Below are 21396 nucleotides of genomic sequence, written 5' to 3' on the forward strand. Positions count from 1 at the left end.
CCCTCAGGTCAAAGTGTCAATCAAACCTTCAGCAGTCCCCACTGTCCGAGTGGAGTCTGAGAACATCATGAGCCATTGTCAATTAACCGGGCTGTCGCCGCTATTCTGACGCAAACGTTGAGCGCCGCATCTGATAGCACGTGCCGGATGAGGAGAGCCCTCCGGCCGCCCGAAAACAGCCCGCGCTGCTCCACTCTCAGTAGCAACACCGGCTTCTGGTTCGCGGCGTTGTGCTAGCCGACCCGGCTACCGCCGATACCGCCACAAGGGAGTGCATGGGTAGTCTCGTTGAGTTGGACAGCTATTACTTGGTTTCATTTGGATGGCTCGTATGGACCTGTTCCAAGTAAACAGTCTGGCCCACGACGTAGAACCAGATGCGTGCATCACCTTTCAGGGTGGGCTTGTGCTGCCACCTGTCGTGAGTAACACCGTCTCGTGTTAGGCGGCCCAGCTCACCACGCAGTCGGTAGTTGGTCGGTGTCGTCAGTTGCGGCGTCCGCGTCAGGAAGTCCCACGAATCCACCAAGGCGTTCCTGCTCGTGGCTTTCAGATCCGTCCACCCGCGTTTAGCCTGCACAGAAGCGAACCGAAGCTCATATTCGCTCTTCTTAGTCGGCCTCTCGACCTTTTCGTTCTTCGCCATTCCTCAGGGACGCTCGACAGTTTCGGCGTCATCAAGCCATTCGATGGCTTCCTTGCCGAGCCCGGCGGCGATGGCAATTGCCGTCTCACGCCAGGCACTGAGTTCCGCGACGGCCAGATGGGGCTGGTTGGTGGCAAAAGAGGCCCGCGCCGCAGCCACGATGTCCGCGGAGCAGGCATCGCGGTCTGCCTCGCTCAAGGCAAGCATCCAAGGAAACCGATCACTCATCCGGGTCGCAAGACTTCCCTCGGTACTGGTGGTAACGGCTATCAGCTGCGCAGCCAGTTCAAGCAGAGAAGCCCGCGCCCGGTCAGCGCTCTCAGACATCAGCACCAAAGACTCACCGTCGCGGCGAGTGATCTGAATCGGGTGATCGGATGCAGCAGCAAAGGCCTCAGCCGAAGCGCGGCTCAGCTCGGAAGACTGAAATGTCGTTCGGGAAGTGGCTACGGCGCTCATGACTCAACTCTACTTCAGATCATGTTCTGAAGTCCATCAAGGAAGGACAGGCCACGTGGTTGACGAAATCATTACTATCGGCTCTTAATACTTGGCGGGGGAGTGCCTGTAAAGGGGCTCTTTCTGTTGTGGCTTGCCAGTCTTGCTGGCGAATTGCCAAACGATTTGGCGAATCCTTCCAACGAGTTGGCGGAGCGCTGGTGAGATCGCGCGAACACTTGCACATAGTCAGCTCTGGATCGGGTCGTCGCTTGGCATCGGCGCCGGAGACCAAGCCCCGAACGACCCTGAAGCCGAGCCTTTCGCCAACTCCGATGGCTACGCGAGCTGGCGGCGCCTCTGTTCGTACGGGGGCATACTTCGGTCCGCTCGCCTGCAACGTTGCCAGCAAGGGACAGCGCGATTTCCCCGCTAGGCCCAGCTCCTCAGCTCGCCAACTGACTGGCAATTTCGCCATCTATCTTGACAAGCCACACTTTCCCCGGCACCGGTAGTGACGTTTTCCCCTGACCCCGGAACTCAGATAAAGGGCGCCAGGACGGCCCTTGCCGTCATGATAATAGCTGCGGCAGCAATAAATGCCGGAATTATCAGGCGGGGTGACAGCGACCGCGGAATGGGACTGGAATTACGCGAGGCGGCCGGCGATAAGCATGAAACAAGTATTCTCTGGACGTCTTCCTCTCGGGCGCATTCTGATCTCTCATTGCTCGGGGAGTGAATGGAATGGGCAGCTTGCTTCGCTTTTGCCGCACGTCTGTTCGCGGCCTTCTGGTCCCCGCCCTGATTGCACTTTGGCCATATACGGAGCAACAGCCGATCTGATGACCTCGTCGGGCACGCAGTTGAACATCACCGCTGAGGGAACGACGCCCCTTGCGCTGACCGCTAATTGTGCTCGACACGGATGGCGTAGCCAAGGAATCGCGCCGCACCCGTAAGGGCGTAGCGCGAGCCGACAGCTATCGCCCGAGTTCCAGTGGAAAAGGGGCCACAACTGCCGGCCACGCCGAGGGGGTCAGTGGCTCAATGCGCCGTCATTCGCGGCAACGCCGTTCGGCTCGAGGTTGATCATTGGCGTGCTTTTCTCGAGGGCCCAGAATGTCACCAGGCCCAGTGCGCAGCCAAGGAACCAGCTGTAGTTGCCAATCCAGGTGGCGTTGTCGGTCGTTGCGCCTGAATCGAGCAGCATCTTGGGGATCAGGACTGAGGCGATCGAGATGACGCCGCTCACGGCCACGGCTTTGATCGCGTTGGGGTTGTAGCCGTTGCGGAACCAGTACTTGCCGCCCGGCTTCATGGTATACATGTCCTCGACCCATACCTTCTGCTTGCCCACGAGGTAGTACCCGGCGATCAGGATGCCGAAGAGCGGGCCGATCAAGGCACCCAGCACCCCGAGTGTGTAGTGGATGGCGTCATTGTTTGAGTACCAGTTCCACGGGGTCAGGATGACGGATCCGACGGCGGCGATCATGCCGCCCATGCGCCAGCTGATCTTCTGCGGGCTCACGTTGGAGAAATCGAATGCCGGTGAGATGAAGTTGGCCACGATGTTGATGCCGACAGTTGCGATGACAAATGTCAGGCCGCCCAGCAGCACCGCGAAGACAGAATCGATTTCCTGCACAGTCTTGACCGGGTCGGTGATGAGGTGCCCGAATACAGGGATCGTGGCCGACGCCGTGATGACGGTCAGCAGCGAGAAGAACAGGAAGTTGACGGGCAGACCCAGGAGATTGCCCTTCTTGACCGCCTTGAAGCTCTTGGCGTAGCGGGCGAAATCGCCGAAGTTGAGCATGGGGCCCGAGAAGTAGGACACAACGAGCGCAATCGCGGAGATCATGACCGGGATGGATGCCGCGAAGTCGAGCGGCTCACCGGCGGACAGGTTGAGGCTGATGTTGCCGATGCCGGCTTTGGAAACCAGATAGATCGCCAGGACCAGCATGACGACGTAAACGGCGGGGCCGGCGAAATCGATGAACTTGCGGATGCTTTCCATGCCGTTCCAGAACAGCGCGGCCTGGGCCACCCATAGGATGCCGTAGCAAATCCACCCCAATGCCGAGAGGCCCAGGAAACCGTATTGCCGGATGTCGTAGAGCGGTGCCATGGCCGGGAAGAATTTGAGGAACACGATCACGAGGGCTTCTGATGCCAGGAAGGTCTGCACCCCATACCAGGCGACGGCGATCAGGCCGCGGATGATGGCGGGGATATTGGCGCCTTTGACGCCGAAGACCGCCCGGTTGATCACCGGGTAGGGAACGCCGGTTTTCTGGCTGGGTTTGGCCACCAGGTTGCAGAAAATCTGAACGATCACGATGCCCGCCAGCAGCGCAACGAGAACCTGCCAGCTGGCAAGGCCCAGCGCGAAGAGGCTTCCCGCCGTCACGTAGCCACCAATGCTGTGGACATCGGACATCCAGAACGCGAAAAGGTTGTAGCTGGTCCAGTTCTGACTTTTCAGCGGCGCAAGATCGTCATTGCTCAGCCGTGGATCGCGGGTGGGGTCAAAGCCGGGGACGGTGGGCGCGTCGTTGCGTACCGCAGTAGCTTGGGGGTCTGGCATGGTGTCCTCTAATCGGTCTGCGTCCCGGCCGGTTCAGCCGTTCCATTTTCTCAATTAAATGAAACCAACGTTTCAGTACTGTTTCCACGCCGCTACATCCTGTTTACAATTCCTAACCCCGTTCGATCTCCCGCAGCGAGTCGTAGACGCTGGTGATTTCCCGGATACGGTTCCGCCCGGAGCGGCCGCGGGCGGCAAGTACCCCGTTCGCGAGAATGCTCATAAGGCTCATGGCTGTGGCGTAGCTGTCGAAGGCTGCGCTGCCCTCCAGTGGGCACTCGATCGAGATGGAAGCCTCCGCGGCAAGCCAGCGGGCGCTGGGGTCGGCGATCAGAATGGTGCTTGCGCCCGTGGCGCCGGCTGCCTTCAGGACATTATGGAAACCCTCCGGCCGGCGGCGGAATCCGAGCAGGACGACGACGTCGGCCTCGCCCAGCCCCGCCAGTTCTTCCCCGACGCTTTGGCCGGGCTGCGGTGCCAGAGCTACCCCAGGCCGACACTGAAGGAGTTGCTGCCTGAGGTGCAGGGCCAGAGGGAAACTATTGCGGAATCCAAGCAGCACGACGTTCCGGGCCCCGGCCAGCAGCCGCGTCGCCTCATGCAACCGCGCGTCGTCAAGACCATCAAAAAGCCGCTTAAGGTTCTGCTGCTCCAAGGCCAGATGCTGGTTCACCCCGCTATCGGCATTATTGGCGGCAATCGGCACCCCGCTGGATCGCAGGCTTCGGACGTGTTCCTTGACTTCGTTGTAGTCGGCAAATCCCAGGCGGCGGAAGAGCCGGCTCATGGTGGCTTTGGAAACGCCACTCAATTGGGCGAGTTCGGCCGCGTTGTAAACCGCCAGATCACCCAGGCGGTCCAGCAAAGTATCCGCCGCCTTCCGCTCCTGGGGCCCCAGTTCCGGATAGTGCCGTTCGATTCGCTCATCGATCCTCATGAAACAACCGTCTCACGGCGCACCGGTGGAAATGCATTGGTGGACCGGCGCCGTCGTGACCCTGTTTGAACTCGACGACAGGGCAAAAGAGGTCAGGACGGCCCGGGCCCGGAGAGTACATCGCGGCACGGGTTGCCTTGACCGGAAATTACTTGCCGCCCGAGTCAACGAGCTCGGCGTCAGAGGGGTCGTGGTTCTGCGGGATGAGTATTATCTACGCATTCAGCCCGAACAGGAACCATAAGTGAACTCAGAGAGCCTTATATGATTGGGCCCGGAGTTGAAGGGCAGAGATGGGGTCATGAATAGGTTGCTTGAGGGAGCCGGCGCGAAGCGACGGTTGATGGCAGACGGAGACCTGTACAGCAACTATGGTGGGGCCAATTGCGCCTCATCAGACGACCCGAAAGGCAACATGCGCATCCTCGTTGCGAACGTCAACACCACCGCTTCCATGACGGAATCAATCGCTGCCCAGGCCCGGGCGGCCGCCGCCGCCGGGACGGAGATCATCGGTCTCACCCCTCGGTTCGGAGCGGACTCCTGCGAAAGTAACTTCGAAAGCTATCTGGCAGCAGTCGCCGTCATGGACATCGTCCTGGCTTACCGTGAACCGTTCGACGCCGTCATCCAGGCCGGCTACGGCGAGCATGGCAGGGAAGGACTCCAGGAACTGCTCAACGTACCCGTCATCGACATCACTGAAGCAGCGGCGAGCACCGCCATGTTCCTCGGCCATAAATACTCCGTCGTCACCACCCTTGACCGGACCGTGCCGCTCATCGAGGACCGGCTCAAACTCGCCGGCCTCGAAGCCCGGTGCGCCTCGGTGAGAGCCAGCGGCCTTGGCGTTCTCGAGCTTGAAGAGTCCCCCCGCCGGGCGGTCGAAGCCATCATTGCCCAAGCCACTCGCGCCGTGGAACACGACAAGGCAGAAGTTATCGTCCTGGGGTGCGGCGGGATGTCCGGACTCGACGAGCAAATCCGCAGCCGTCTCGGAGTCCCAGTCGTAGACGGCGTCGCAGCGGCTGTAACGATCGCCGAGTCACTCGTCCGCCTCGGGCTCAGCACCTCGAAAGTCCGCACCTACGCCCCGGCCCGACCAAAAGTAGTCACCGGTTGGCCTTTCCCCTCCTCTCAGGAATTGCAGGAATCAGCCCCGCCTCCCCGTGTTCAGGGTAACCAGTCAGCGTGAGAGCGGCACACAGAGAGCGCGGCTGACCTCGTAGCGCGCACTGCGTGGCAACGACGTTTCAAGAATCACTACCCCGTGCTCTATTTTCAAGTGCCAGGCAGATCAAGTCCCCCGGCGATATGACTGAATCAGCACCTGAGCCCCACAAACCCTCAGGCTTCTTCCTGAGCGCTGGCATCGAAATCGCCCTGGCGCTCCGGCGAGCCTCAGAGCTGTGGATCAAGGCTTATTTGTCCTTTGCGGGCTGGGTGAGGCGGCGGAAGTCCCGGGAAAGGTAGAGGGCGATGGCGGCGGCGTTAGCGCTGTCTACGGTGACGGCCACGGTTTTGTGGCCAGTATCGTGAAGGGCCTGCAGGGCATGGCCAAGGAGTTCTTCTGCGAGGCCCTGCCTCCGATGATCGGGGTGGGTGAAAAGTTCTGCGATGAAAGCCGTGCCAGGTCCGGCTGTTCCGAAGTCCCGCTTCGTCGTGAGGATGGCGGCGATGATCCGGCCTTCCGCGTCGGCAGTTAGTAGGGAGGCCTGTGGGATGGGGGTTCCGTGGGCGCCTCCGAGGACGGTCCTGATCCTGCGCGCGGCTTTGCCCGTGTCCAGAGCGGATGTTCGGTCACCGTAGGACTGCAGGTAGAGCTCCGCGAGTGGGGGCAGGTCCGTGGCTTTGATGTTCCGCAGGGCATGAGCGGCGGGTTTGAGGTCCTGTGGTCCAATAAGTGCTGCCAGTGAGATCAAAGAGGCCGCCATCTGAACCTGCCTTCCGCCGAGGTAGAGAGGAATCCCTTGTGCATAAGTGTGGGTCATTTCGACGCACGGAGGAAGCCAGCCCATCCGCCCCAGATGGCATTCATGCCGGTTCCCCTGCGCAGTAGATCCGGCCACACCCCCTGACAGGCCAGCAACCGCGCGCATGAGGGGATGGGCGAGTTGCGTCCCGACGGGCTACCAGCCCAGCTGCGGCAATCACCCCTGGGGGTCGTCGAAGGGATGCCCGGTTTTCGAGTCGGTACTTACCCTGTGCAGACCGGCGGCGGGTTCGGGCGACATCAGGCCGGTGTCCTTTCCGGTCTCACTAACCCCAGGTTTGTGGGAGCGGACATCCGGATGATATCTGATGCTTCCAGATCCACGAGTTTGCGCGTCCCGGTTCTGGAGCACACGATCCAGAACATTCCCATGGTGGGCAAGGTCTGGCTCACCGTTCCTCTGTGTAAGAGCCTGCCCTCATGCCAGGCCTCAATTTCGTCCCCGTGCGTAAGTTCCTCGCACGTGCGGATGGTTGCTTCCTTAGCTTCAGCCATCGTCGGCTCCCTTCTCTGTGCACGTTGACCCTTAAGATCAGGATGCTCCTCCGATGTTGCCGCCCGGTTTCCTTGACGTCATTTTCCTGTATAGGGGAAGAACCGTCGCCGGAAGCTAGGTTTTAGAGGCCACCGGGTGGTGTGGGCCTAAAGTAGGCGGATTCATTGCGAGGGAGCATTCCCTGCGCGGAGTCGTGTTTTCAGACCATTTGCACTGTTCGGGGGGCGGCTCCGGAAAGGAGGACGGATCCGGCGGCCGTGACCGGGTCGATGACCGGCACCCCAAGCCGGTCCCGGAGGACCCGGGTCATCCCGATGCTCGAGAGCCCGGTGCTGCCCTGGACGATGACCTCGGCGCCGGCGTCAACGAGCATGTGCGCCTGGGCCAGGGCATCGAAGATCCCGGTGGGCGTGAGGAAGCCTTCGGGGGTCCCGGAACTGTCGGGCCCATCTATGAGGAGCATCCTGTCCCCCAAGGCTTCGGCGATCGGCCCCGGTGCCTGGTGGGTGAGACCCAGCACCCCCGCCCGGCCGCCGAACGCCAGGGCAGCCGCGGCCGCGGCGGATCCGGCGCCGATGACAGGGATATCCAGCGCGGCGCGTGTTTCGGGCAGCCCCGGGTCGGCGCAGCAACTGATGATCAGCGCATCAACCCCGCCGGCCATCTCCACGGCCAGGGTTGCCACCTTCGGGACCGCGGCCCGAAACGAGGCATCATCGTAAACTCCGAACGGCTGGTCCGGGATGCAACGGGTGAGAACGTCAAACCCGAAACTTCTGGCCAACAGGTCCCCGTGCGCGTAAAGCATGCGCCGGTCGGACGTCGTCAACGCCCTGATAAGTCCTACCCTCATCACGGCCCCTCCCTAACACTGAAAATAGAAACCCTGTGAGAGTGCCCCTCAGTCGTCCCCGAACCCGACCGCGTTCTGAGATGCCCACCCCGGCCGCGCCGCGGTCCGTGGCCAACGCGGTGAGTTCGACGACTTCGGCCAATTCCGCGAGCCGGTGCGCCCGGGCCGACACTGCCGGGGTGAACGGCTCCTCAGCCCGGCAAAAGTAGAGCGGACCCCAGGACGACGGAATTTTCAACACCGCGCCCGGAGCACCGGAAGAGACCGCACCGGGAAAGTACACCGGCCCCGCCGGCCGCGGGGCGCCGGGAAGGACCGTCGCGCCCAGGAGCTCGGCGACAGTGAGGGGAAGTTCGTCCGTGTTTGCCGCGACGCGGGAAGCCAGCGTCAGCGCCCTCGTTTGACCGTCAGCGAGGGCCAGGGCGGTGGTGGGCCACACCCTGGCGTGCCGGCCCCCGCCGTCCTGCAGGGCGGCCAGGAGCCGTTGTTCGGTAAGGCCGTCCGGGGCGGAGAGCACGAATTCGTCCAGGACCCCGCCCTGAAGGCGGTGCACGTGGATACTGTGGATATTGATGCCCCGGTGCGCCAGGGACCTGGTCACCCGCTCCAGGGCGCCGGATTCATCTGCAAGATAGGTCCGGGCCCGCCAGAGAGCCGGTGCCTCCATCAGGCGACGGCGCTGGCGCAGCGCCGGCGCATGCAGCCACCCCCGCAGCAACCGCCGCACCGAAGGCTCCGCCACCCAGATGCCCAGCAGGCTCGTCGCCACAGTCAACACCAGAACCTTCACCACAAACGGCAACCCCGACCTCCCTCCCCTGGCGGTACGCAGCACCCCAGTCCCACTCCCGCGGAAAGCCCTGTCAGCTCAGGCCACGCCTTAAGACTCCCCCGGCGCTGTTGCGGATGGGTTTCGACCACGTAATTCCTGGCCCACTGCCAACGCAAGCGGCAGCGGGTGCCTGCACACGACGCCCCTGGACCGGGCTTAGTGAAACCTTGCTGGATGATCGAGAAGGACCTGGCGCCCTGACCCGCGGCAACCTGCCAGTCCCCGGTGTACGCTGCAACGATCGTGGTCGGAACTGCTTTTCGCGTGGACGAGTCTTCTGTAAGGTTGGTCACATCCACACGGGTGCCCTGATGCAGGGGCTGAGATCGGGCTGAGGCAGTCCGTGACCGTTGAACCTGTCCGGGTCATGCCGGCGAAGGAAGTAGGAAAACACTGATGAACGCCATGAATTCGCATTCGCTCGCGTATGCCCACGACACAGAACACGGCATTAGCGTCCCTGTCACGGAGATCGCGTTGGAGGATTCGCCGAACGGGGTGAAGAATCCTCCCTTCACGGTCTACCGGACAGCGGGGCCTGGCAGTGATCCGGTGATCGGCCTGGAGCCATTCCGGTCCGAATGGATCCAGGCCCGGGCCGATACCGAGCCTTACGGCGGCCGGGAACGCAACCTCCTCGACGACGGGAAGTCCGCCGTGCGCCGGGGTGCTGCATCGGCGGAGTGGAAGGGCGCACAGCCCGTGCCCCGCCGCGCTCTTGAGGGCAGGACGGTCACCCAGATGCACTACGCCAAACGGGGCATCATCACCCCGGAGATGCGGTTCGTGGCGGTCCGGGAAAACTGCGACGTCGAACTGGTCAGGAGCGAGGTGGCCGCCGGCCGGGCGATCATTCCGAACAACATCAACCACCCCGAGTCCGAGCCGATGATCATCGGCAAGGCCTTCCTGGTGAAGATCAACGCGAACATCGGCAATTCCGCGGTGACGAGCTCCATTGCCGAGGAGGTGGACAAGCTGCAGTGGGCGGCCCAGTGGGGCGCCGACACGGTGATGGACCTCTCCACCGGGGATGACATCCACACCACGCGGGAGTGGATCATCCGCAACTCCCCCGTCCCGATTGGCACGGTGCCGATCTACCAGGCACTGGAAAAGGTTAACGGGCAGGCCAACGAGTTGACGTGGGAGATCTACCGGGACACCGTGATCGAACAGTGCGAGCAGGGCGTGGACTACATGACCGTCCACGCCGGCGTCCTCCTGCGCTACGTACCCCTGACCGCAAACCGGGTGACCGGGATCGTGTCCCGTGGCGGGTCCATCATGGCCGGCTGGTGCCTGGCCCACCACCAGGAGAACTTCCTTTACACCCACTTCGACGAGCTCTGCGAGATCTTCGCCAAATACGACGTCGCGTTCTCCCTGGGTGACGGCCTGCGCCCGGGTTCCACGGCGGATGCCAATGACGCGGCCCAGTTCGCCGAGCTGGACACCCTCGCAGAACTGACAAAGCGGGCCTGGACGTACGATGTGCAGGTCATGGTCGAAGGACCCGGTCACATCCCGTTCCACCTGGTCCGTGAAAACGTCGAACGCCAGCAGGAACTCTGCGAGGGTGCGCCCTTCTACACCCTCGGCCCGCTGGTGACCGACATTGCACCCGGGTATGACCACATCACCTCGGCCATCGGAGCGACGGAGATCGCCCGGTACGGCACCGCCATGCTGTGCTACGTCACGCCCAAGGAACACCTCGGGTTGCCGAACAAGGACGACGTGAAAACCGGAGTGATTACCTACAAGATCGCGGCCCACGCCGCGGATCTCGCCAAAGGCCACCCCGGTGCGCACGAACGCGACGACGCCCTCTCTAAGGCCCGGTTCGAATTCCGCTGGCGCGACCAGTTCGCACTGTCCCTGGACCCGGTCACGGCGGAGGAGTTCCACGACGAAACCCTTCCCGCTGAACCGGCGAAGACGGCGCACTTCTGCTCCATGTGCGGGCCGAAGTTCTGCTCCATGCGGATCAGCCAGGACATCCGGGACCAGTTCGGTGGAGTATCCGAGCAGGAAGTAATCGCCGGCATGAACGCCAAGAGCGCAGAATTCCGCGAATCCGGTGGCAAGGTCTACCTCCCCGAACCCGCCCGCCTCAACCCCTAAACCCCCCGGGCCTGCCGCCCAAGCCGCAGGCCCGGGCACCACCCCCAGTCGTAAACCCTGCCCCGAAGTAGGCCACCGGAACACACCCAAAAGGGGCCGCCCCCAGGGTCTGACCGTCTTCCGGCCCGAATTCTTCACCGGCGATTGCTACCGGGCGGAGCCCCTTCAAGGCCATGGTGTCCGAAGTCGCCGACACCCCAGAAGATCAGCCCAAACCCACTCCCAGTACCCGGTCCATGGCGCATCGGCGAATAACCCCCAGCCCGCAGTGCATACGAACGTCCCGCAACCGCTGACGCGAGCGACCGCCCGGAGAAGCACCATGACACCAGACCCTCACGACATATCCGGGCGCCCCGACGCCAGATCAACACATCTGGACGCCCCGGCAGTATCCCGGGCCTTGCTGCCGGACCCGTCTGTCAAGACAATCCACAGGCGCCCGACTGCCCGGATGCTCCGGGAACGCGAACTGAACCGCGCTCGTCCAATCACCGAACTGGCGCTGCCACCGCGGGCGATGAATGCCCTACTGCGCGGCGGAGTTAATTCCGTGGGACAACTGATCGCCCGGTCAAGGGAAGACCTCTTGACCGGGATCATCGGCCTCGGAGAAGGAACCCTGAAGATCATCGAAACAGCCCTCGCCCAGGAAAGCCTCACCCTCGCCACGGCAAAGATCCCCTCCTCCACGTTTACCCAGATCCCAACCCGTCGCGCCTTGGCCCGCGCCAAAACCAGCCGTCACACTAAGAACCACAACACCTGGCAGGCTCCACCGAGCATCTCATAGGAGGACGAAGTGGACCCCTGACACACCGGCAGGCTCTATCACCGTGGCAGGGCGACCGGGATGTACCCGGGAACGGGCTTGTCCTGGAACCTAAAGACACGCACCGGGAACCCGCAGGTTACTGGACGTGGACGCACTGGAGATCATCCGCGCCCGGTATACTGCGCGGCTGCGGGCTCAGAGAGTCCGGAGTCGCCGGTGGTCACCTAGACGCGGCCAGCATGGCACATACGTGGCTGCCCAAGGGATGATCGGTGCGCGTCTATTTGCGTACTGAGCCTCCGCGGCAGACCTCCGAATGCCGCTTGCTGAGAGTAGCTGCTCGCCCGGGGGCTGACAGGGGTGCTAACGACCCGGAATTATCCCCCGAGCGGGGCGGACGTTTTCAATTCTTTCAGACGGACGATCACTGTCACGGGTTTTACATGCGGATCTTGCCGCGCCCGGGCATGCTTCCCTCAATGAGCGAGGGCGCCTCTTCGGCAGCGACGGCGGCCGGGTGTGGCTCTGCTGGGTTGAAGCTGCCGCCTACCATCAATAGCTCGTATGCGGTCTCGGCGTGCTCGGTGACGTCGATGCCGTTGAGTTCATCGGTCTCCGAGACCCGCATACCGATGCTCCTGTGGATGGCAAACCCGATCAGTGTGGTCATCACGCAGCTCCACACCGTGATGACAAGGGCCGTGAGCAGCTGTGGCCAGAACTAGGTGAGGCCTCCGCCGTAGAACAGCCCGCCTTGGGTCTTGGTGGACGAGGGCAGCGCAAAGAATCCCAGCGACAGCGTCCCCCACAGGCCGCCGACAAAGTGCACGGCCACCACATCAAGGGAATCGTCAAGGCCGATCTTGAACTTTAGGCCTACCGCCAGGGCGCAGACCGCTCCGGCGACCACTGCGATTACGATCGCGCCCGCAGGGTCCACGAATCCACAGGCCGGTGTCACGGCGACCAGTCCGGCCACCGCGCCGGAGGCTGCCCCCAGCGAGGTCGCGTGACCGTCACGGATGCGCTCGATAAGCAACCAGCCCAGGAGCGCGGCACTTGTGGCCAGCAGTGTGTTGGTCCAGGCCAGCCCCGCGGAGGCATCGGCGGCAAATTCCGAGCCGGCATTGAACCCGAACCAGCCGAACCACAACAGGCCGGCACCGAGCATCACAAATGGAAGGTTGTGCGGGCGGATGTTCGGATCCTTCATAAATCCGAGCCGCTTTCCAAGGACCACGGCCAGCATCAGGCCGGCGATGCCGACGTTCATGTGGACCACGGTTCCGCCGGCGAAGTCCAGAGCGGAAATCTTACTTCCCACGACGCCGGTAGCACCGAAGATGCCGCCACCCCAGACCCAGTGCGCGATCCGGGCGTAGACCAAGGCCACCCACAGCCCGGCAAAAAGAAGCCAAGGACCGAACCTGACGCGTTCGGCCACAGCGCCACTGATCAAAGCAACGGTAATGATGGCAAAAGTAGCCTGGAAACCAACGAACACCAGATCCGGGAGGCCGGGAGCTTTGCTACCAATGCTGCCCGTCAGCCCGTTCAGTCCAAGATTCAGCCGAACCGGTAGCCAGGGAAAGCCGGGACATCATGTCTACTCTCATCGACCAGATTCCAGTCTCCCGCGCCCCGCTCGTGACCTTCCTACCACGCAGCTTCCCTGGACTTCCACCTCACCGCCGGATCTGGCGGCCACTCTTTCGCATCCCATAAACAGCGCGTGCACACCCTTGATGCCGTGGCAAGGGCCCAAGCCACCGTCCGCCCTAGCGATGAACACTCCAGAGGACCCGAAACCCATGATTGAAGACCATGCCCTGGGAAGCTCGACTGAAGTGGGCGCACGTCCGATTCTTGAGCCATTCTTTACCGCATTCCAGCCCGATATTGCGCTTCATCTCCGATCCTGATCCCGGGCGCTTCAACACGCTGGGGGCCATGAACCGTGTGGCAGCCCATCGGACCGAGAAAAGGGATCTGCCGTGAAGTTCGAAGTTGCTGACCGAGGCCAGGGGCCGTCCTGGTGGCTCCACGAAAACGGCGAAGTACTGGCATGGCCGGGCCGCTATTACGTCTCACTCGCCTTCGCGGAACGGGAGGCTGCCGCATTCAAGGCGGCCGCTGCCAGTGCAATATTCGAAATCCTCCAGGCCCCTGGCGGCTGGCAATGGAGGGCTTTACAGCCGGTGGACTATTACATGGCCTACTCCCCCGGGGTCTTCGCCCGGCCGGCGCAGGCCCGCAAGGCCGGCAGGGAGATCAAGCACAAAGTGCAGCACGCCGACGGCCCCTAAGAGTAACCAACTGCTGAGGAGTTCATGTTCCTGCGTGCAGTGTTGCATCAGGGTCTCCGCGCCGGACCGTCCTAAGCTGCCGCCATGCACCCCTTAGCGGCAATCGGCCTGGTATTCCTCGCCGGGCTTGCCTGGACGGGCACCATCCTGACCCTGCTGGTTGCCCTGGCCCAAACCCGGCACCGGCCGCGGGTTGAAGAGCGTCCAACGGCCCAGAGCGTGAAGGTCCAAAGCTCCGACGAATAGGCAACCCGGACATAGACTGGTGCCGCCCACTGCAGGCGAGGCCTGTCCTCTGGAAACCCTGCAGCGGCGCCCTGGAATTCAGCCGGGAGTTCGGAGAAAAATCCCGGACGCATCGGCGGGCAGATCTTCGCTTCGCTGCTGCCTCACCGAGGCCTCAAGAAGCCACGCCATCGCTTCCTGGGACGAGGGAAAGTACCTGATCGGAAACGGAAGAGGCACAAGACCGACGCGGAACATGACAACCACCTCATCAACCGGGGACAAACCCAGGAGCGCCATCCGGGACATACTGGAGGTGGCAGGGAAAATTCTTCGGGCGGCCACCGAGTGCTTCACGCCGTGAATATCGACCAGCATCGGTACCCGGGCCCCTTGACCTAGAGTGACGACACCCAAAACGGGTCCACCGTTATCCCCCGTTACAGGACAACAGCGCAGGCGCCCGGGGCGACCTCGTCTACGGCAAACACGACATATCCGGCCGCAGGAGCGGGAACCCCCGGCAACGGCAGGTGATGGGACGACGGAATTCACGGTGGATTCGGCTCGACAGTGTTGAGGTACGTGTCGGTGCTTGGCCCCGGCGGGTGGGGACGGTGTGTGTCGGCCCGGCGGGGAGTCAGGGCTGGTCAGGGCCTTTTCGTGCTGCTTCCGGGCGTGGGGTGCGTGGTTTCTGGGTGATGAGTTCCTCGACTGCCGTGGCTCCGGCCATGGCCCCGCCCGCGGCGCGGTAGCCCGAGGCTATGCGGCTGGCGCCGTCGGCCATGGTTGCCGCGCAGCGCACGGCGTTGCGCAGCCGTTCCGGGGTTAGCTTACCTTTGGGCAGGCGCACTCCCGCGTTAGCGTGCTTCACTCGGGCGGCGACCTCGAGCTGGTCCCGTCCGAACGGTACGACGACGCAGGGTACGCCGGAGTTGAGGGCCTTCTGGGTGGCGCCCATGCCGCCGTGGGTTACGGCTACGGCTGAGCGTGCGAGGACGGGCCCGTGCGGGACGAACTGTTCGACGCGCACGTTGGGTGACAGGGGGCCGAGGTCCGCGATGCCGGCGGGCATCGTTACGACAACCCGGTAGGGCTCCCCGCCGAGCCCCTGGGCTGCGGCGCGGGCGAGCGCTTCATCGGATTGGTACTCGGAGGACGTGGTGACGAGGACGAACGGGTCACCGGGTTCCTGGACCCATGCCGGTACCTGGGCCGGGGGCTCCCAGGGGAGGGCGCCGATGAGGCGGATGTCCGGTGCCCAGTCGGGGTGGGGGTACTCGAAGGGCTCCGAGGTCGTCACCAGGGTCAGGGGTGCGGACCGGAAGAACCCGTCGGCACTCGTGACCGCCGGCACGCCGTTGGTGGTGAGAATCCTATTGATGCCGGGGACGAACCGCTTTTCGAGCTGCCCCATGATCAGGGGCCGCAGCAGGCTGTCCCGGAGCCGTCCGATCGGGCCACCGAGGGGTGGGAGTCCGGGGCCGAACGGAGGCGCACCCCGTGAGGTCACCGGCGGGGTGAAGGGGCAGAAGGCTGCCCAGGGGCCGCCCCATGCCTGGGCAGCGGCGCGCGCTCCCCAGGAGTTGAAGTCGACGATCACAGCGTCCGGGGATGTTGAGGCGATCGCGGCGGCAAGGTCGCCGCCGTCGATCGCCGCTCGTCGAACGAACACGTCCACGGAGGCCGAGAGGGCCTCGAGGGTGTTCTTGGTGCCAAAGTCGCGGTGCTCGATCCCAGCGACCCGTTCGTCGATAGGCTCCGCTGCGAGCCCGAGACCACGCATGAGGTCGACCTGGTCGGGGAGGGTGCGCACTTCCACCTGATGCCCGCGCCGGGCCAGCTCGAGGAGTAGCGGGGTCATGGGGAAGAGGTGGCCGATGGCGGGGGAAGTGTAGGCGAGGATGCGGGACATTATGTCCTCCGGGTGAGGGGTTCGAGGAGCTCGAGGATTGCTTGGATGTACGCCTCGCGGCCCAGCCCGGCGTCCTGCCGGAGGAGCTTCCAGACGTAGACGTCGCACACGGCGACGAACTGGGCCAGGCGGCGGTTGCGTTCGTCACCGTGGAGCCCGTCAAGGAACGGCCCGAACACCTGTCCGCACCAGGACCGGTGGTAGGCCCGGCCGGCGCCCGTGACGGTCGTCATGAACGGCGATGACGCCTCTTCGGCGAGCAGCCGCAGGGCGAGTCGCCCGTCCCGCTCGTAGTGAGCGGCGAGGTTCGCGATCGCGCCCTCAAGGTCACCGGGCACGGCCGTGTCCCGCTCGGCGGCGACCCTGGCTGCTTGGCGCTCGGCTGTCGCGGAGAAAAGCTTGTCCTTGTCGCCGAAACGTCGCAGTACTGTCTGGACACTTACGCCGGCGCGGGCGGCGACGGCCTCGAGTGTGATGCCGGCAATGGCGGTGCCAGCTTCGAACTCAGCTGCCGCCGCGTCGAGGATGCGCTCTGCGGTGGCTGCCGCGGACTGGGCCCGCTTCGTCATCACGTAGCTCCGGCCGGAAGTCCTTAATTTCATGTAAATCATACTAACTCCAATAATGATGGAGTGCCAGACCAAATGCCGCCATATCTGTCCCCCCGTCTGCCAGGGGTGCCGTATAACCCAGCCCCGGCCCGCGGCATCCGCGAGGTCATGTTCTTCGCAGTCTCCGGGCGGCCGGGTTCCAGTCGGATGCGGGATTAGAAGTCACACTCGCACGAGCTCCCCTGTCCAGTGTCGAGAAACGATCCCCTGGCGGGCCGGGACCGGTTGTGTCAATGGCCATCAGCTTCTGCCCAGGGGCGGCCAGTTAGTGTGCTCGCCCCCCCTCTGGGCACTTTCGCGGCCGCCTACGGGCAGTTTTCCATGGCCCGCTAACAGTTGTGCAGACGACTTCTGACCTTCCGTGCAGACGACTTCGGAAAACGACAAAATCTCGCGACTTTCGCTTGTGACTATTCGTTCAGAATGGCGGTTAAATCGCAGCCCAGAATTGCCGTATTCACGCACCGGTCGTCTTGTATGGCATGCGATTCGAGACACAGAAGTTTCGAGACATCAGGTCGGCTTAGGAGAAGGAGAGTTGAAAGCCCGCAAGGAATACGCCACCGGATGCTGGCAGCACTCCGTCTCTGATTCCAGAGACAGAGTGCTGAGGGACCGCCTTGCTGAGTGCCCGTTTCCGGCCGGTGCACACATCGAGAGGGTCCATCTGGCGCCTTTGCTGCTTATGCCCCCGCTGCCGTCGCAAGGCTGGCGCCGAGGACCTCGGCATCGTGTCCGACGCCGTACAACGTGGCCGAAGCGCGGGACCGCTGGAAGGGCACGCCCATGAAGTGCAGCCCGGGGACCTTGGTGCTGGAACCCTGGTTCTGGATCGGGAAGCCTGTCTCATCGAACGCTTCGGGGAAATCGATCCAACGGGTATAGTCCGGACGGAATCCGCTGGTGCAGACCACCGCCCCGAACGCTGCCGCCTCAAGGCGGCCTGGCGCGTCTGCATGGAATGGTGCCGGCTCAGGCAGGCTCGGCACAGGCAGTCCGCGCTCGGCTGCCATCTCGGCCACGAGCTTCTGCAGGTCACGGTAGCGGGCGTCGCCGAAGTCGACCGAGTCGGCCAGATCTGCCGCGAACTCCAGCCACCCGGCGCGAGCACCGAGCAGGTGTCCGACGAGGATCACGCCTATCGCCTGCAGAGTGCGGTAGTGCAGGTCATGGCCTCCGCGCAGGCCGCTGCTCTGCGGGTTCGGCGCGATCCGCGCCATCGGGTTGGGCAGGTCTTCCAAGGTCATCCGCATGAACCTGCTCTCAGCGACCCACCAGAAGATATCTCGGCCCCCGATACGGCGCGGACCCCCAGGGGCCCGCCCACACGAGAGCACAACTTCGCGCCCATCCCGATGGAGTTCCTCGGCGATCTGGCACCCCGATTGCCCGCTGCCGACCACCAATACCCGGCCGGATGGAAGCTGGCCGGGGCTGCGATACTGTCCCGCCTCGATCACGGGCAGCAGCGCCTCCAGCTCTCGCACTCCTGCCGGGCGGTGTGGACGTTGGTAGCCGCCCGTCGCCACCACTACCTCCCTTGCCCGGAACTCGCCCGCGCTGGTCTCCAGTGCGAACCGCCCATCCCACCGTCCCAGCGCAAGAGCCTCTACACCCCCGCGCACCGGGGCTCCTCCCGAGGCCGCGTAAGAGTTCAGATACTCCACGAACTCGTCCCGCGGCATGAACCCGTCCGGGTCGGGGCCGTCATAGGCCTGCCCTGCAAGACGGACGGTCCAATTCGGCAGCACCAGCGTGAAGCTGTCCCAACGGTCCCGCCAGCTCTGGCCCACCTGGCCCCGCTCCAGAACGAGATGCTCCCTGCCCAGTTCCGAGAGCACTCGGCTGATCGACAGGCCCGCCTGCCCAGCGCCGACAACCACCACGTCAACATCAGTCACGCTCATGCCAACCCCTCCTCAACGCCGTCTACAGGCCACCCAGTGTCAGTATGCGCCCCGCCAAGGCGGGAGTGCTAGAGATGGTCAGAGCACTCGTTGCGGTAAGTTCAACGCCCCGCCGTCTCACAGCCCGTGGGACACTAGACGTCTCTGCGCCGGAGCGTCCGCCAGCGATGGCCATGCCTGTTTTTGGGTGTGACTGTTCGTTCAGAATGGCGGTTAAATCGCAGCTTACGTTGGCGGTTCGAGGACCCATTCGAGGAACCATGGAGGGGGCGGCCGGTTGGGCTTCTCGCCGCATTCCGGGCAGTGACTGCTAACCTCGTTGGCGGCTAATTCGTGGTTGGCGGTTCCAGTCGGGCCGGGAAGGTTGGATAGGCTGGGTGACCGAAGGCAATGCCTCATATGTCCCGGCTCGGGTAAGGGTTAGACCAGGTTTAGTCGTTTTCGAGCATGCGCGGCTGGTTGATCATCAGCAGTCCGGCGGTGAGAGCCAGCAGGCAGGTGCAGAGCATGACAAACGATGCCATTCAGCCGCCGCTGAGGTCGTGCAGTAGTCCGAACAGCAACGGACCAGGCCGGCGAGGGAATAGCCCACGCCTTGGGCGAATCCGGAGAGGGCACCGGAGCCGGCTGTGGTTCGGGTGCGTTTGTTGATCATCAGGAGGGCATAGGAATAGGTGCCTTGGCCCAGTCCGAACACGACGACCCAAAGGGGTGAGCTGGTCGCGGGCGCCAGGAGGAGTTCCCCGTAACCGATGGCGAACATTAGGGTGAAGAACACGCCGATGGGGACCGGCTGTCGCATCCTCGCTACCAGCAAGGGCACGACAAGGCTGGTGGGCAGCCCAATGATGGCGTAGAGGGCGAGCATGGAGCCTGCCTCTCCCGGAGTGAAGCCGCGGTCAACCAGAACGGCCGGAAGCCAGGTGAAAATAGCGAACGTGTTGCTGGAACACCCGGCGAAGATCAGGGCCAGTCCCCAACCGATAGGTGATCTCCACGGACGGATTTTGGGTCCGGGGACGGGCCGTGAATTTCCGGTGAGGCGTTCCATGGCCGGTCGTTCTGCCCGGTGACGTAGGAGCACGATGATCCAGGGCAGCGCGGCTGCAGCGCCGGCGAGTGACCAGACGCCAACTGCCACCCGCCAGCCTGCTGCTTCCGAGATGGGAACCGCCAGCTGTGGGGCCACGGCTGTGCTGATCGCAAACAGTGTGACGTACAGGGCTGTGAGGAGCCCGATCCTGTCCGGGAAGTACTTTTTGACCAACGGCGGCAGCACGATGTTGCCCAGTCCCAGCCCGATCATGGTCAGCAGGGAAAGCAACAGGAAGACTGCAACGCTCGTTCCCAGCGCCCTTCCCAGCTGTCCGGCAACGGCCAGCAGTGTCGCGGTCAGCAATAATGGTTCGAGTCGGACGCGCCGTAGCAACTGAGGGGTCATGAATCCCATCAGGGCGAATCCCGCCGTCGGGAGCATCCCGAGCATGCCGATCGAAACTGCGTCGAACGGCAGGTCCGCGGCTATCCGGGAGATGATGGGCGAAACCCGCGCCGACGCACATCGACCCGGCCGAATGACTTCGACCAATCTTGGTATGCCAGGGGTCCATACAGTACGGGCTGCAGGGGGAACAAGCCCTTAAGACCGAGTTCTTTGCATCATCGCGAGTTCCAGCGGACAGCGGACGCCTAACGTGGCTCACACGGCGCCTTAACCGATGCAGGCCAGGAGTGGGCGGGTGTCCTGACCGCTCCATGACGAGGCGCTCACAATGTATCGCCGAAAAGTGTCATGAGCGCGCCGACAGGCGACCGTATGACCACGAGGTACTGCCCGGGGCTGAGTGCCAGCCCGTAGGCTATGGCTCCCGCGATGACGACAATGACGGACGCGACCAAGTTTATGGGCCACCTGAACGAGGACTCGGCTGGTCATGATCATCCAGGTTGGCGCAGGGGTGACTGGGAGTCGTTGCAGCACAACGACATCGTGGTTCATGGGCCAGCGCCAGCGTGCGGAGGCTGGGCGGTTTCCCTTGCCCGCGTCCCGGCCGATGAAGCATGTTGTTTACGGAAAAGCCACCACCCCCGGCGCGGACCCCGCTCTCTCCGTGGCCGGGGCTGACCCTTGCTAGCGCCGGCCGTCGAGGGTCCTTGTCGACCTTGCCACACATTTCATTCCAAGGCTCTAGTCCAGCTGCCGAGGAGGGACTATCATCGCAGCCAACCATACTCATGTTCTTTCCGTTAGGTCTCCCGGACGGTTCATTGGTCATTTCTCACGTGTAGTAAATGAAAATGAAATAAGGAGGCAAAACAGTGTTCAAAAAGAGCTGGCTTACCGGTTTGCTCGTGGCGCCGATCCTTCTGGGAGCAGGCGCCAGTTCCGCGCTTGCCGGAGAAGTGACCGGCCCTCCAGGGCCAGATGGTTTCGCCACGGGATCATGGACTCCGATATCCGGTTACGTCGCAAACTCGATCTGTGCATTCTCTGGGCTGAACGCCTATCACCCCGGAAAGGAAGGCGAGTACCTGGGTAATGTCCAGAACTACGGAGCTCTGGTAATTCAAGGGGAAAAGGCTGACCTCCCAAGCCCCGGCGACGCCTGCAACGGGCACACCGGGTACCTGGCCGGAGGTGAATAAATCCTGCCCTTCCGGAAACACCCTCATGGGGTGTTGAAGGCCGCAGGTCCCCAACAAATGTGACAATTTGAAGTGATGGGCAGGAAAACCTGT

The 21396-nt window shown here is 63.3% G+C and carries 16 protein-coding genes, 2 pseudogenes and 1 riboswitch; of the genes and pseudogenes, 5 read left to right on the top strand and 13 right to left on the bottom strand.

The window, feature by feature from the left end; genetic code table 11:
- Positions 1-304: 304 nt before the first annotated feature.
- The 4 genes from PUN71_RS07525 to PUN71_RS07540 form a co-directional block, all read right to left on the bottom strand.
- Entirely contained in the window at positions 305-646 is a 342-nt protein-coding gene (locus PUN71_RS07525) for a hypothetical protein (RefSeq protein WP_277797906.1), read from the bottom strand.
- A gap of 3 nt (positions 647-649) precedes the next feature.
- Entirely contained in the window at positions 650-1105 is a 456-nt protein-coding gene (locus PUN71_RS07530) for a prevent-host-death protein (RefSeq protein WP_277797907.1), read from the bottom strand.
- A 1018-nt stretch (positions 1106-2123) separates the two neighbouring features.
- A complete protein-coding gene (locus tag PUN71_RS07535) occupies positions 2124-3680 on the bottom strand; it encodes an NCS1 family nucleobase:cation symporter-1 (RefSeq protein WP_277797908.1) in 1557 nt (518 codons plus the stop codon).
- 112 nt (positions 3681-3792) lie between these two features.
- Positions 3793-4617 (bottom strand): MurR/RpiR family transcriptional regulator, encoded by an 825-nt coding sequence (locus tag PUN71_RS07540; protein ID WP_277797909.1) that lies wholly within the window; start codon positions 4615-4617, stop codon positions 3793-3795.
- A gap of 415 nt (positions 4618-5032) precedes the next feature.
- On the opposite strand from PUN71_RS07540, the gene PUN71_RS07545 reads away from it, so the two are divergent.
- Positions 5033-5812, top strand: coding sequence for an aspartate/glutamate racemase family protein (locus tag PUN71_RS07545; RefSeq protein ID WP_277797910.1), 780 nt, complete (start codon positions 5033-5035; stop codon positions 5810-5812).
- Positions 5813-6038: 226 nt separating this feature from the next.
- Here PUN71_RS07545 and PUN71_RS07550 read toward each other — a convergent pair whose 3' ends face one another.
- The 3 genes and pseudogenes from PUN71_RS07550 to PUN71_RS07560 all read right to left on the bottom strand — a co-directional run.
- A complete protein-coding gene (locus PUN71_RS07550; protein ID WP_277797911.1) occupies positions 6039-6551 on the bottom strand; it encodes a GNAT family N-acetyltransferase in 513 nt (170 codons plus the stop codon).
- A 754-nt stretch (positions 6552-7305) separates the two neighbouring features.
- On the bottom strand, positions 7306-7959 hold the full coding sequence (locus PUN71_RS07555; protein ID WP_349361805.1) for an aspartate/glutamate racemase family protein: 654 nt from the start codon (positions 7957-7959) through the stop codon (positions 7306-7308).
- Positions 7960-8086: 127 nt separating this feature from the next.
- Positions 8087-8761: pseudogene (locus PUN71_RS07560) on the bottom strand (amino acid-binding protein); the annotation flags it as partial.
- Between the two features lie 319 nt (positions 8762-9080).
- A riboswitch (TPP riboswitch) is annotated at positions 9081-9190 on the top strand.
- Here PUN71_RS07560 and thiC point away from each other — a divergent pair.
- Together thiC and PUN71_RS07570 are read left to right on the top strand one after the other, a co-directional pair.
- On the top strand, positions 9188-10918 hold the full coding sequence (gene thiC / locus PUN71_RS07565; RefSeq protein ID WP_277797913.1) for a phosphomethylpyrimidine synthase ThiC: 1731 nt from the start codon (positions 9188-9190) through the stop codon (positions 10916-10918). Its footprint overlaps the riboswitch before it by 3 nt.
- Before the next feature lie 454 nt (positions 10919-11372).
- Positions 11373-11711, top strand: a complete 339-nt coding sequence (locus PUN71_RS07570) for a DNA-directed RNA polymerase subunit alpha C-terminal domain-containing protein (protein WP_277797914.1) — start codon at positions 11373-11375, stop codon at positions 11709-11711.
- Positions 11712-12132: 421 nt separating this feature from the next.
- On the opposite strand, the pseudogene PUN71_RS07575 reads toward PUN71_RS07570, so the two are convergent.
- Positions 12133-13263, bottom strand: a pseudogene (locus PUN71_RS07575) (ammonium transporter).
- A gap of 424 nt (positions 13264-13687) precedes the next feature.
- On the opposite strand from PUN71_RS07575, the gene PUN71_RS07580 reads away from it, so the two are divergent.
- Together PUN71_RS07580 and PUN71_RS07585 are read left to right on the top strand one after the other, a co-directional pair.
- Positions 13688-13999: a hypothetical protein gene (locus PUN71_RS07580; RefSeq protein WP_277797915.1), complete on the top strand. Its 312-nt coding sequence runs from the start codon at positions 13688-13690 to the stop codon at positions 13997-13999.
- Between the two features lie 84 nt (positions 14000-14083).
- Entirely contained in the window at positions 14084-14245 is a 162-nt protein-coding gene (locus tag PUN71_RS07585) for a hypothetical protein (RefSeq protein WP_277797916.1), read from the top strand.
- 78 nt (positions 14246-14323) lie between these two features.
- Here PUN71_RS07585 and PUN71_RS23160 read toward each other — a convergent pair whose 3' ends face one another.
- The 5 genes from PUN71_RS23160 to PUN71_RS07610 all read right to left on the bottom strand — a co-directional run bounded on the left by PUN71_RS23160 (position 14324) and on the right by PUN71_RS07610 (position 20245).
- A complete protein-coding gene (locus PUN71_RS23160; protein WP_502860237.1) occupies positions 14324-14779 on the bottom strand; it encodes a SpoIIAA family protein in 456 nt (151 codons plus the stop codon).
- Positions 14780-14864: 85 nt separating this feature from the next.
- Complete coding sequence (locus PUN71_RS07595) at positions 14865-16139, bottom strand: glycosyltransferase (protein WP_277797918.1); 1275 nt, start codon at positions 16137-16139, stop codon at positions 14865-14867.
- Positions 16139-16741 carry a TetR/AcrR family transcriptional regulator gene (locus PUN71_RS07600; protein WP_277797919.1) on the bottom strand — a complete coding sequence of 201 codons (603 nt, stop codon included), beginning with the start codon at positions 16739-16741 and terminating at the stop codon, positions 16139-16141. The genes PUN71_RS07595 and PUN71_RS07600 overlap by 1 nt, the downstream gene beginning before the upstream one ends.
- Positions 16742-17433: 692 nt before the next feature.
- Positions 17434-18657 (bottom strand): NAD(P)-binding domain-containing protein, encoded by a 1224-nt coding sequence (locus PUN71_RS07605; RefSeq protein WP_277797920.1) that lies wholly within the window; start codon positions 18655-18657, stop codon positions 17434-17436.
- Between the two features lie 466 nt (positions 18658-19123).
- On the bottom strand, positions 19124-20245 hold the full coding sequence (locus tag PUN71_RS07610) for an MFS transporter (RefSeq protein ID WP_277797921.1): 1122 nt from the start codon (positions 20243-20245) through the stop codon (positions 19124-19126).
- Positions 20246-21396: the final 1151 nt, after the last annotated feature.

Origin of the sequence: Arthrobacter sp. NQ7 (assembly GCF_029581595.2) — a bacterium.
GTDB classification, from domain to species: domain Bacteria; phylum Actinomycetota; class Actinomycetes; order Actinomycetales; family Micrococcaceae; genus Arthrobacter; species Arthrobacter phenanthrenivorans_B.